Source organism: Rosettibacter primus (assembly GCF_036860675.1).
GTDB classification, from domain to species: Bacteria; Bacteroidota; Ignavibacteria; order Ignavibacteriales; family Melioribacteraceae; genus Rosettibacter; species Rosettibacter primus.
Genome location: NZ_JAYKGK010000004.1, coordinates 274,626 through 287,091 on the forward strand (window position 1 = coordinate 274,626; position 12,466 = coordinate 287,091).

Consider the following 12,466-nt stretch of genomic DNA (forward strand, 5'->3'; position numbering starts at 1 on the left):
CAGGAAACCTCAGAATAATAATTAAAATTACTTTTTTGAAATCTCCTCTAAATAAAATTTCCTCCAACTAAATTTTAATACTGAAATTTTTTGAAATATTTTTAATAATTCACAAACGAAAATAATACCAAAAATTATTCTAATACAATTCGAGTTCCGCAATTTTCTTTTTCAATTTCTTCCTCGTTAGTGATTATTGCTTCTTTCCCACCGCCTTCAATAAATTCAATTGCGGCTAAGATTTTAGGTCCCATACTTCCTGGAGGGAATTCGCCCATTTCGTAATATCTTTTTGCTTCTTCAACTGTAATTTTATCTAATGCTAATTGATTAGGTTTTTTATAATTAAGATAAACTTTTGGGACATCGGTGATTATATAAAATCTATCCGCTGAAATTTCTTTAGCTAAAAATGCAGAAGCAAGGTCTTTATCTATAACAGCTTCAATTGCTTCGAGATATCTGGTATCCTTATGCCAGTAGACTGGGATTCCACCACCACCAACTGCAATAACTATGTGACCTTTTTTCACCATATCTTTTATTACTCTTTTATTCATAATATCTATTGGTTTTGGAGATGGAACAACTCTTCTCCACCCTCTTCTTGCCGGGTCTTCTTTAAATATCCAACCATTTGTTTTTGACAATAGTTCTGCTTCTTCTTTCAAATAAAATCTGCCAATTGGTTTTGAAGGATTTTGAAATGCCGGGTCATTAATATCAATTAGCACTTGAGTTATAATTGCTAAAACATTTCTTCGAAGATTTGTTTTACTTAATGCATTTCTCATCTGTCGTTCAATCATGTAGCCAATTCCGCCTTGAGAATCTGCTACACAAATATCGAGAGGCATTTTAGGAATGTTATATAAATTAAAACCTGCTTCGTTGCGAAGTAAAATATTTCCTACTTGAGGACCATTGCCGTGTGTTATTACAAGATTATAACCGAGTTTGAGTAATCCAATTAACTTTTCACAAGTTCTTAAAGTATGTTCTTCTTGCTGCTCAATTGTACCAGCTTCGTTGCTTCTTAAGAGTGCATTGCCTCCTAAAGCAACAACAGCAATTTTTTTCATAAAAGACCTTTTAATTTCAGAACTGATTCTAATGTATTTTCTCCAATTTCCTGCAGTTCATACATCACACGCGTTGAAGGTTTGTTAATCTTCAATATTCTTCCAAGGTCAATTGGTGTACCGATAACAACAGAATCGCAGTCCGTTCTATTAATTGTTTCTTCCAAATCTTTAATTTGTTGTTCTCCATATCCCATTGCCGGAAGTAATTTACCTATGTTAGGATATTTTTTATAAGTATCAGAAATTGATTTTACTGTATATGGCCGTGGGTCAACAATTTCTTTTGCTTTAAGTCTTTGAGCAATTACTGTTCCAGCCCCATATTTCATCTCACCGTGTGTTAATGTAGGTCCATCTTCAACTATCAAAACTCGTTTACCTGTTATTAATTCCGGTTTATCAACTGTAATTGGTGAATTAGCTTCTATAACAATTGCATTTGGATTTACGAGATGAATATTATTCCTTACAGTTTCAATTCCTTCTTTTGTTGCAGAATCAATTTTATTAATAATTACTGCATCTGCTACTCTTAAACAGGTATTGCCTGGATAATAATGTAACTCATGTCCGGGGCGGTGAGGGTCTGTAACAGTAAAAATCAAATCAGATTTATAAAAAGGCATATCATTATTGCCGCCATCCCATAAAATTACATCTGCTTCTTTTTCAGCTTCTCTCAAAATTGCTTCGTAATCAACTCCAGCATAAATTACACCGCCTCTTGCAATGTGAGGTTCATATTCTTCTCGTTCTTCAATTGTACAATTATATTTGTCTAGGTCAGAATAATCAGCAAATCTTTGAACTTTTTGTTTTACTAAATCGCCATACGGCATTGGATGACGAACTGCAACAACTTTTTTTCCTGCCTGTGTTAATATCTTAACAATTTTTCTTGATGTTTGAGATTTGCCGCATCCTGTTCGAACAGCTAAGACCGAAATTACTGGTTTAGAACTTTTCAGCATTGTTTCAGAAGTTCCCATTAATCTAAATGATGCTCCTGCCGCATTTACAATTGATGCTTTAGTCATTACATAATCAAAAGGAACATCAGAATAGGCAAATACTACTTCATTTACATTAAACATTTTTATTAAATCAACAAGTTGTGATTCTTCATAAATTTTAATTCCATCTGGATAAAGTTTACCTGCTAATTCTGCTGGATAAATTCTTCCATCAATATTTGGAATTTGAGTTGCTGTAAATGCCACAACATTATAATCTTCATTATCTCTGAAATAAACATTAAAATTATGAAAATCTCTGCCGGCAGCACCCATAATTATTACATTTTTGCGTTTCATAAAATTCTCCTGTAATATTAGACTATAAGTTTTATAGTATCATCCCATTAGGATTTATTTTTAATTTGTGTAATTCGTGTCTAAAACTATATTATCTCTTATAGTTTGTTTAAAAATAATTTATTGTCATATCAAACAAGTAAAAATGCTCTAAAATTTACTTAAAATGAGATTCTTCATTCCGCTTCGCTCCATTCAGAATGACATATTCGATATTATGCAAAAAGTCAGCTTCGGAATTTGGTTTTAATTTCACTCTATTTTTTAGAAAATTTTTAAATTTTTCAACATCTGTTAATATCCGTGTAATCCGCGCGCCTAAATTATTATTTAATACATTCATAGAAAATCCATGCTTATAATTTGAACACTTCATCACATAATTTTTTTAAAACACATTATCTCTTTCATCAACAGTAAATATTATTTGAGTCTAAATTGTGAGTCAATATCATAAAATTTGTATGTTATTCAACAGTTACACTTTTAGCTAAATTTCTTGGCTGGTCAACATTAAGACCTTTTTTAACTGCAATATGATAAGCAAGCAACTGCAGAGGAATTACACTAAGTATCGGTTGCAACATATCAATTGTTTTAGGAACTTTTATAACATGGTCAACCATTTTATCTATATGATTATCTTCTTCATTTACAATAGCAAGAATTCTACCTTTTCGTGCTTTTACTTCTTGAATATTACTTAATACTTTTTCATAAACACTATCCTTTATTGCTAAAAATACAACAGGCATATTTTCATCAATTAAAGCAATGGGACCATGTTTCATCTCTGCGGCTGGATAACCTTCTGCATGTATGTAAGAAATTTCTTTTAACTTAAGAGCACCTTCAAGTGCAACCGGGAAGTGATAACCTCTTCCTAAATAAAGAAAATTTCTACAATCTGCATATTTATCAGCAATTTCTTTAATGTATTCATTTTGTTTTAAAATTCTTTCAACCTTAGAAGGAAGGCTTTGCATTTCTTTAATAACTTCCTGGCCTTCAAGCAAATTCAAACTTTTTCTTCGAGCAAGTAATAAAGTAATTAATGAAAGTACCACTAATTGAGAAGTAAAAGCTTTAGTAGAAGCAACTCCAATTTCTGGGCCGGCATGAATATAAACGCCTGCATCACTTTCCCGTGCAATAGAACTTCCAACAACATTACAAATTCCAAGACAGAGAGCCCCTTTCTTTTTTGCTTCACGAAGTGAGGCAAGCGTATCGGCAGTTTCTCCGCTCTGTGAAATAAAAATTAATGTATCATTAGAATTTATTACTGGTTTTCTATATCGAAATTCAGAAGCATATTCAACTTCTACTGGAATTCCTGCATACTGTTCTAACATATATTCACCAACCAAACCAGCATGCCAGGAAGTGCCACAAGCAGAAATAATTATTCTATCAGAATTGGCTATTCTTTCTTCATATCCTTGCAATCCTCCTAATTTTGAAATACCCTCTTCATAAACCAATCTTCCTCTCATAGAATTATAAATTGATTCAGGTTGTTCCATAATTTCTTTGAGCATATAATGAGGATAACCACCTTTTGTAATTTCATCTACACTTAAGTCAACTTCATGAATTTCTTTAATGATTTCTTCATCATGAATATTTTTTGCATGAAAATGGTCTTTATAAACTTCAGCAATCTCACCGTCTTCTAAATAAACAACTTGACTTGTATAAGTAATTAGTGCATTAACATCTGATGCCACAAAATTTTCATTTTTACCTACTCCAATTACTAATGGTGAGCCTTTGCGAGCAACTACAATTTTATCCGGTTCATTTTTATATATTACTGCAATTCCATAAGTACCCTCAACTTCATTTAGAGCATATCGAACAGCTTGAAATAAATTATTCTTTAATTTCAGATAGTGGTCAATTAAATGAGCTAAAACTTCGGTATCTGTTTCGCTGACAAATTGATAGCCTTCGTTTAATAAACCTTTTTTTAGAGAAGCATAATTTTCAATAATTCCGTTATGGATAACAAACAAAGTTTTATCATTGTTCATATGAGGATGAGCATTTTCAATACTTGGTTCACCATGCGTTGCCCAACGAGTATGACCGATACCAAGATTTGCAAAAATTTTTTCGTTATATAATAATTTTTCGAGGTCTGCTACTTTACCCTTAGTTTTAACAACTTTGCAATCTGTTTCGTTAATTATACCAATGCCAGCAGAATCATACCCGCGATATTCTAGTCTTTTTAAACCTTCCAAAAGAATTGGAACGCAATTTTTGTTGCCAATATAGCCAACAATACCACACATAGTGACTCCTAATTTTAATTAATAAAAAAATTGATGAAGAAATAAAAAACTAATGATCAGGGCAAGGGCGTAATAGTAGCAATTTTGACTTGATGGATTCCCTCTTTTTGTTACAATTATAATTTTGCTTTTTCATAATAACTTTTTAATCTCACAGCAAATTTCTAAAAAAGAAAATGCATTATCAACTAATTTCTTTTATGACAAGATTACTTATTAAAGGTTCACAATAAAATTGAGAAATTTTTCCCATGCCTATTCTTAACCAATTTTTAGATTTATTGTAATAAATATAAAATTGGACCCATACAAAATCTAATTTTAATATTACTCATCAATCAAAAAATAATTTTTGTTATCAAGCAATATTTTTCTTTCTCAAAAATTTTGTCAACATAAACATTTAATGCAAATTGTTCAAAAGAGATGATTTTATGGAAATTATAACTAATAAGAAATTTATTTTTACTCAACAAATTACTACACTCCGCAAAATTGAATGTTTTTAAATGTAATAGTATATTTGCTGCGCAAATTTTGATTATTTGCTCATAAAAATATTGCCATTGTAAACTTGCGCCCGTAGCTCAATTGGATAGAGCATCTGACTACGGATCAGAAGGTTGAGGGTTCGAATCCTTCCGGGCGTACTAAATGAAAATTCCTCTCTCAATCACTAAATTTCAAATCATAAAAAATTCATAAAATCGCAGATTATATAATTGTTACAATTTTATAAAATCTTTTTATAACAATTTCAAGAATCATCTACCTGCAAAAAATTATAACAAAAACTAACTTCAGATAAAATTATTTTTTTAAATTTTTCAATTCTTCAGCTTTTAATTTTTTTCCCTCAATAATTACAGAAACAACAAAAATGATTATAAAGGCAATAGCCAAGAATAAAGCTGCAAAATCAAGAAGAGTATAAATTTCATTTTCAATTAAAAATTCATAAGCACCAAAGAAATAAATAATTGTGTTGAGTAATATTATTATAACTCTAACTTCTGTTGGGCCAAAACCATAATAAGAAATTTTAAAAATACCATAAACATAAGTTCTTATATAAACAAGAATTGACATCAACAAATAACCAACTAGAGCAAACATAACAAAATCAAATCTTGCATAAGGTGAAAGTCCAGCACCAATAGCAATTGAAATTATACTTAATGAATCCAATGTATGGTCAATGAAAAAACCGTATTTAGGCTTCGTAATATTTCTATAGCGAGCTAAGTTGCCATCTAAACTATCACCAAACCAATTAACAACTAATCCCAAATTTGCCAGCCAGAGATATAATTCATCATAAACAGTTAAATAATAACTCAACCCCGTAATTAATGAACCTATTAAGCCAATTATAGTAAGTATATCGGGAGTAACAAATTTTGGCATTCTTTGAACTAACCAATTAATTGCAGGTCGTTCTAATGGACCAAGAAGAATATCATTAATACGAATATGTGAATCCATTAATTAACCTTTTGATATTTAGTTTTAATTTCTTTCCAAACTTAATAAAATATATTAAACAAATAAAAATTTTTTATCCAAACCATTACTGTCATAAAAATCAATTCTACTAATAAAAATTTTTTCCCATTTTTTTATGAAAAACTATTTACAAAACAAAAAAATATTTCTAACTTGCAAACGAAATTTCTAAAACAATACTTATGAATTTTGACGAATCCAGAAATCCAGTTAATCTTATAAGCAAAAAAAAGAAAAGCCTTCACCCCGCCGACATTAAGCAACACCATTTTGAAATAAATTCATTAATTAATTTTATTTATCAATTTTTAACTTATATTTATGCAGAGGGGCGCGCAAACCTTAAAAAATATTATTCGGAAAAAATAAATTCATATGCTTTTTTAGAAATTAGTAGTTTTTCTTACTCTTATTAAATGAGAATAAAATTTTATAGATATTAAAAAAGAAAAGGTAGCTTTTTTATTCTATAGTGAGGGTAATTTAATGAGATTAAAGCTATCGCTCAGAGCAGTTAAAACAAACAAAATAGCACTTAACTACAATTACAGTTTATCTTCTGCTATTTACAAATTACTTGAATTTGGCTCACCTGAATTTTCAACATTCCTCCATGATTTAGGTTACTCAATAGAAAACAAATATTATAAGTTATTTACCTTTTCAATCAAATTAGAAAAAACAGCTTTAGATTATAATTCATTAATATTATTATCTCCGAAAGCTGAATTATACATTACTTCCCCACTTATCGATGACTTTATAAAAAATTTTGTTATAGGGACTTTCGAAAATAGAACAATTGAAATCATGTCAGAGAACATTTTTACAAAATTTAATATTAATCAAGTGGAAATAATTCCAGAGCCAACATTTACTAATCAAATGCATTTCAAAATGATGACTCCGCTTGTATTATCAACATATAAATTATACTCAGGAAGATTAAATCAATATTACTTTAGATACAACGACAACATAGAAGAAATTAATAGAGTATTTCAGCAAAATTTAATTAATAAATATCAAGCAATAACAAAAAAGACATATAGTGGAAATGGAATAAAAATTTCATGGGACGAAAAATATATTGAGAATGCAACTAAGAAAAACAAAAGGTTATCAAAGAAAGTATCAATTATAAAAGATATCAAGAATCCAATAGACATCATTGGAATATATTGTCCATTTAAGCTTGAAGGTGACCCAGAATTAATAAAAGTAGGATACGAAGCGGGATATGGGGAAAAAAATCCTATGGGGTTCGGAATGGTAGAAGCAGTGAGTGGTTAAGAATTAGGAATTAGGAATTAAAAATTAGGAATTAGGAATTGGAAATTGGGAATGAAAATTTGGGAGTTGGAAAAAAACATTTTGAAAATGTTTTGGAGATTGGAAACGAAGAAGTTATAGAATAATTTTGAAATAAAATAAAAGGAATGCAGTATGACCGAAGAAGAAAAAATACTAATCCTTGGCGCACTTTTTCATGATATAGGGAAGTTTGAACAGAGGTGCACTGGAAATCCAGATAAAAAATTTCATCAAAAATTAGGGAAAGATTTTATCTTATCTGGAAGATTTAAGCACCGATTCGAAAAAATTGTGGGGATAGAAAACGTTAGTAGACTAGCTGAAGCCATAGAATTCCACCATAATATGGAAACAAATGATAGTTTAATAAAAATTATTCAAGAAGCTGATCGACTCTCTGCAAGTGAGCGAGTTGAAAAAGAGGAGGTTGAAGCATATCAGGATCAATGGAAACATAAACATCTTGCATCTTTATTTAGTAAAATAAAGATATTATCTAATGAATCAACTGAATTAAGATATTATAAACATAAATGGTTAACTAAAAAGGATTATGATGTAATCATCCCAACAGAAACAAAAGAAAGCAAGCTTAAAGAATTTGCTTATAAAGAAAGTGATTGGAATGCGTTTGTTGAAGATCTTGAGTATGTTCTCGATTTTTATAAAGGGGTTGAGGATTTTGAAAGCCTGATAAATCTTTTTCTTATAATTTTTGAAAAATATATGTGGTGTATTCCGGATTTTACTGGAAGTTCTGAGACCGATATTTCGTTATACAATCACTTGAAAGATGTTGCTGGCATCGCTCATGCAATTTATCTAACAAAAAAGGATAATTCAGGTTCGACTAATCTGAATTTAGTTATTGGGGATATACCAGGAATTCAAAGTTATATCTTTGATGTTGTCCATAAAAAACCAGCAAAAATCTTAAGAGGACGGTCAATTTTTGTTCAGGTTCTCACCCGCAATCTTGCGACTAAATTATTGAGAACCTTCGGGCTTACAGAAACTAACTTAATAATGCTAGCCGGCGGAAAGTTCTACTTAATCGCACCTTCTACAAAAGATTTCGAAAGAAAATATAATGAAGCACTTAATGAAATCAACAAATACCTATTTGATAATTTTAGAATGGGATTAAGCTTTAACTGTGCATATCATAATTTTGATTATATGGTATTAATGGATAAAAATCATCCATTAACTTTTGGAAAAATTGTTGAAGATGCATCGCATAAGCTTATTGAAAACAAATATAGACTTTTTAATGAAAGACTTTTCCCAGAGAATGGGATTAATTATCAGAATTATATATGGGAAGAGAAATATATCGCTGACGATGGAACTGGCACTGATTCAATAAAATGTAGGGTAACAGATAAGCCAATAAGATGGGGAAGAAAAAGTATAATACAAGATTTTGAAGAAGAAATTGTGGTAGATAAACAGGTAAAAAATGAATATGAAATAGGTTCAAAAATTACTGGGAATAATATCATTGCAATTTTGGATAATGATAACCTTTCAATTGATCCAAACAATATCATCCATATTAAAAGGTTTAGAGATGATAAAGAACTTAAAGAAAAAACAAAGATTCTACTTAACCCTACTTTAGATGAACTTTTAAAGAAAGAAAATTTAAGTAAGGACATATTCAGAAATACACACTATATCGAAGTTGCTAATTATTGTTCACGAAGTGAAAATGATGATATTATGTCTTTTGAGGATATGGCTAAATATAATAATGGAGCAAAGTTTCTTTCTTTAATTAAGGGTGATATAGATAATCTTGGATTAATTATGGCATACGGATTAGATAGAGATAAAAACTCAATCAGTGATGCTGATAAAAAAGATCTTACCAGTATCTCAAGAACAACGACATTAAGCAATCACTTGAAATATTTCTTTAGCTTTTTCTTAAATGGGTTTTTAGCTGAATGGGAACAAAAGTCAAACGACAATAAAGTATATACAATATTTGCTGGTGGTGATGATCTTATGCTCGTCACTTCCCAAAGTTCTGCATTAAGATTAGTCAAAGCAATAAATGATGAATTCTCAAAATTTACTTGTGATAATAAAGAATTACATATTTCATATTCAATAACGCATTTTAAAGATCATACGCCGATAAGAATAGTTGCTGATTTTGCGGAAGAAAATCAAAAAGAGGGCAAGAGATACACAAGAGATTCTCAATATGAATTATTAAAGATGAAAAATTCAAGAGCATTTTTTTCAATTAATGACAAAGCCGGAACATATTTATTTGACACGTATGTGAAGAACGATGATTTAAGCTTTTTAATGGATCAGGTAAGTAAATTAACAGCATATACTCGAGATGAAAAGAATGGTTTAAGTCATGGCCTTATACGAAAATTGCTTGAACTATCAGAATCACTAAGAAAATATGAAGAAACGGAAGATGCTACGCATTTAATTGCCTATGCAAGACTTAATTATACCGTAAATAGGTTATTAAAAAATAAAGATCAAGAAATCGTTAAATTTTTTGAAAATGTTTTAACGATCAATAAAGAAGGGAATGAAGAAGCTCAAAGGTTAGAAAAAATTCTTCATCCACTTGTTTGTCAGATAATTTATAATATTAGGAATTATTAAAGGTTTAAATATGAAACAAAATGGAATTATAACTAAAGTCATTGAAAATAAAAAAATTTTCTTTATTGATGACAAATATTTTTGTCACTTTAATAAAGTAGATTTTTCACCAAAAGAAGGTGACCACGTAATGTACATTCCACATTCAACAAGCGAAGGTAAATTAGAAGCGAAAGAAGTAAAAAGACTAAAAAGTGATTGGGACATTTACTTAGAGTCTTTAGAAAATGGTTATTTTGATGAAGAAGGTAAAATCAAGAAAGAATTTGTTATAGATTTTCCAATAATATTAGCGAGTATTTTCAGTAAAGAAAGAGGCAAAGATTTAAATAAACCAACACAGATTATGAAATGGTTTTCATATTGCAAAAACGTTGAAGGTATTTATAAATTAAAAAAAGACTTTGGTGAAGTTAAAGTCTCATTATGGAAATTAATCTCTTATTCTAATGATGCATTAGGTAGAAAAAAAATTTCAGAGAAATTCCAATTATTCTTGTATAAAAACATAAACTTAGCAACCTTGAATCCAAACAACTTTCTAAAAGGATTTATGCAACACTTTGAAGCATTCATCGGCTTTTTTAGAAACAAAAAAGGAGAATAAAAATGAACGGACAAGATAAACTAAAAGTTAAGAAGCTCATAAAATATGTTAAAGCTTCAACTACAATTGAATTTCTTACTGGATTCCACATCGGTGGTCCAAAAGAATCAGTTAAGATAGGCGGAATAGATAATCCTGTAATTAGAAATCCAATTACGGAGCAACCTTATATTCCTGGGAGTTCCCTTAAAGGTCGTTTTAGAATGGCTCTGGAGAGAAAATACAATGATTTCACTATTGTTTATAATTATGATAATGAGAAAAAACCAATATCAATTAAATCGGTTGAACCTTCTTCAGATACAAAAAATCCTAGTAAAGTTACTTTGCTATTTGGTAATGCAAGTGCAAGTGATAAAGAAGATCGAGAACCTACAAGATTTTTATTTCGGGATGCTTATTTATCTGAAGATTCTCTTGAATTTGCAGTTGGAGAAGAAAAAATTGAACTTAAAATGGATCGTCAAACAATGAAAGGTTCTTCTGGGGGTAATAGAACTCAGGAAAGGATACCTGCAGGAGCAAAATTCAAAATGGAAGTCACAATTCGTGTATTTGAGGGAGACGATTTGGAATTATTTAAAGAAAGGCTTGAAGAAGCAAGACAAATAGTTGAGCAGGAATTTATAGGTGGTTCTGGTTCAAGAGGTTATGGGCAAGTTAAAATCGAGCCATTCACTTTTACAGATGTATTAATAGTACAAGAAAATAAACAATGAAAATATTTTTACTTTCTTTAATGCAGAAATCGGGACTATTAACCGATCTCCTGTCTGATACTATTTACGGACACTTTTGCTGGAGATTGAAAGATAGGTTTGGTGATGATAAACTCATTGATTTCATAAATCTTTATAAAAATAATAAGCCAGTGTTTCTTATTTCTGATGGGTTGATAAAAATAGGAGATTCTATTCGTTTTCCTAAACCATTTTTATTTCAAAAACCTGAAGCAAAGGCAACTAAATTTGATAAAGTTTTTGAATTTGTGGAAAGGAAAAGGGATAAAGAAAGAAACTACTTAACTTTGAGTGAACTAAACAAGTTTCTTTTAACAGGGGAAGTTGAATTGGAAGAAAGAAATGAACGATTTTCTCTGAACAAAAAGCGTAAAAAGAAAAAAAGAGAAATTGAAGAAAGTCTCCGGGTTAGTGTTCAAATTAATAGAAATACATATTCTTCTGCAGAAGGAAGATTATTCTCTTACAAACCAAAATTTACTCGTCAGGATGTTTCCTTCGTTGTACTTGTTAAAGTTTTAGATGAAAAAAATTTCGATGAGTTTAAATGTAAAGAGATTCTTCAAGAAGCATTTATAATTGGTTTTGGAAAAAAGAAATCTTCAGGTTATGGTCAATTTGAAATTATAAATTTTGAAGAATATAATGGACTTAATGAGCCACAAAATAGCAACTATTTTTTTGTTCTAGGAAATTATCTTCCATCAATAGAGGATAAAATTTCTCCAATTGGTTATGATTTTAATACAAAATATGGAAAATTTGGAGAGGAACTTGCTTTGTCAGAAAATCCTTTTAAGAATCCGATTGTATTTCTAACTGCTGGGAGTTGTTTTAAAACGGAGAATAAAAAAGAATTTTATGGTAGAGTTACGATTGAAGGTGAAATATCTGGTTTGAATAGCTTTGCAGTTCAATTTGGTATGCCGTTTATTCTTCATTTTAACTTAGTGCTCTAAGT

The 12,466-nt window shown here is 29.9% G+C and carries 9 protein-coding genes and 1 tRNA gene; 6 read left to right on the forward strand and 4 right to left on the reverse strand.

Annotated elements, in window-relative coordinates:
* Positions 1-134: 134 nt before the first annotated feature.
* The 3 genes from arcC to glmS form a co-directional block, all read right to left on the reverse strand.
* Positions 135-1,082 (reverse strand): carbamate kinase, encoded by a 948-nt coding sequence (arcC, locus tag VJY32_RS07525; RefSeq protein WP_353677294.1) that lies wholly within the window; start codon positions 1,080-1,082, stop codon positions 135-137.
* Complete coding sequence (locus VJY32_RS07530; protein ID WP_353677295.1) at positions 1,079-2,398, reverse strand: cyclic 2,3-diphosphoglycerate synthase; 1,320 nt, start codon at positions 2,396-2,398, stop codon at positions 1,079-1,081. Before VJY32_RS07530 ends, arcC begins: the two co-directional genes overlap by 4 nt.
* Before the next feature lie 467 nt (positions 2,399-2,865).
* Positions 2,866-4,698, reverse strand: coding sequence for a glutamine--fructose-6-phosphate transaminase (isomerizing) (gene glmS, locus VJY32_RS07535; RefSeq protein WP_353677296.1), 1,833 nt, complete (start codon positions 4,696-4,698; stop codon positions 2,866-2,868).
* A 576-nt stretch (positions 4,699-5,274) separates the two neighbouring features.
* On the opposite strand from glmS, the gene VJY32_RS07540 reads away from it, so the two are divergent.
* Positions 5,275-5,348: transfer RNA gene (locus tag VJY32_RS07540), tRNA-Arg, on the forward strand.
* A 160-nt stretch (positions 5,349-5,508) separates the two neighbouring features.
* Here VJY32_RS07540 and VJY32_RS07545 read toward each other — a convergent pair.
* A complete protein-coding gene (locus tag VJY32_RS07545; RefSeq protein WP_353677297.1) occupies positions 5,509-6,183 on the reverse strand; it encodes a CDP-alcohol phosphatidyltransferase family protein in 675 nt (224 codons plus the stop codon).
* Positions 6,184-6,690: 507 nt separating this feature from the next.
* Between VJY32_RS07545 and cas6 the strand changes: the two genes are divergently transcribed.
* The 5 genes from cas6 to csm4 all read left to right on the forward strand — a co-directional run bounded on the left by cas6 (position 6,691) and on the right by csm4 (position 12,464).
* Positions 6,691-7,497, forward strand: a complete 807-nt coding sequence (cas6, locus tag VJY32_RS07550; protein ID WP_353677298.1) for a CRISPR-associated endoribonuclease Cas6 — start codon at positions 6,691-6,693, stop codon at positions 7,495-7,497.
* A 153-nt stretch (positions 7,498-7,650) separates the two neighbouring features.
* The gene (gene cas10 / locus VJY32_RS07555; RefSeq protein ID WP_353677299.1) at positions 7,651-10,158 is read left to right on the forward strand and encodes a type III-A CRISPR-associated protein Cas10/Csm1; all 2,508 of its coding nucleotides are present in this window, start codon (positions 7,651-7,653) and stop codon (positions 10,156-10,158) included.
* A 10-nt stretch (positions 10,159-10,168) separates the two neighbouring features.
* Positions 10,169-10,765 carry a hypothetical protein gene (locus VJY32_RS07560; protein WP_353677300.1) on the forward strand — a complete coding sequence of 199 codons (597 nt, stop codon included), beginning with the start codon at positions 10,169-10,171 and terminating at the stop codon, positions 10,763-10,765.
* A gap of 2 nt (positions 10,766-10,767) precedes the next feature.
* Positions 10,768-11,484: a type III-A CRISPR-associated RAMP protein Csm3 gene (gene csm3 / locus VJY32_RS07565; protein ID WP_353677301.1), complete on the forward strand. Its 717-nt coding sequence runs from the start codon at positions 10,768-10,770 to the stop codon at positions 11,482-11,484.
* A complete protein-coding gene (gene csm4, locus VJY32_RS07570) occupies positions 11,481-12,464 on the forward strand; it encodes a type III-A CRISPR-associated RAMP protein Csm4 (protein WP_353677302.1) in 984 nt (327 codons plus the stop codon). The genes csm3 and csm4 overlap by 4 nt, the downstream gene beginning before the upstream one ends.
* Positions 12,465-12,466 lie beyond the last annotated feature (2 nt).

Bases quoted from the DNA above. Each gene is read 5' to 3' on its own strand.
- VJY32_RS07530 (WP_353677295.1), bottom strand. From the start codon at position 2,398: ATGAAACGCAAAAATGTAATAATTATGGGTGCTGCCGGCAGAGATTTT.
- VJY32_RS07560 (WP_353677300.1), top strand. From the start codon at position 10,169: ATGAAACAAAATGGAATTATAACTAAAGTCATTGAAAATAAAAAAATT.
- cas10 (WP_353677299.1), top strand. From the start codon at position 7,651: ATGACCGAAGAAGAAAAAATACTAATCCTTGGCGCACTTTTTCATGAT.
- arcC (WP_353677294.1), bottom strand. From the start codon at position 1,082: ATGAAAAAAATTGCTGTTGTTGCTTTAGGAGGCAATGCACTCTTAAGA.
- csm4 (WP_353677302.1), top strand. From the start codon at position 11,481: ATGAAAATATTTTTACTTTCTTTAATGCAGAAATCGGGACTATTAACC.
- VJY32_RS07545 (WP_353677297.1), bottom strand. From the start codon at position 6,183: ATGGATTCACATATTCGTATTAATGATATTCTTCTTGGTCCATTAGAA.
- cas6 (WP_353677298.1), top strand. From the start codon at position 6,691: ATGAGATTAAAGCTATCGCTCAGAGCAGTTAAAACAAACAAAATAGCA.
- glmS (WP_353677296.1), bottom strand. From the start codon at position 4,698: ATGTGTGGTATTGTTGGCTATATTGGCAACAAAAATTGCGTTCCAATT.
- csm3 (WP_353677301.1), top strand. From the start codon at position 10,768: ATGAACGGACAAGATAAACTAAAAGTTAAGAAGCTCATAAAATATGTT.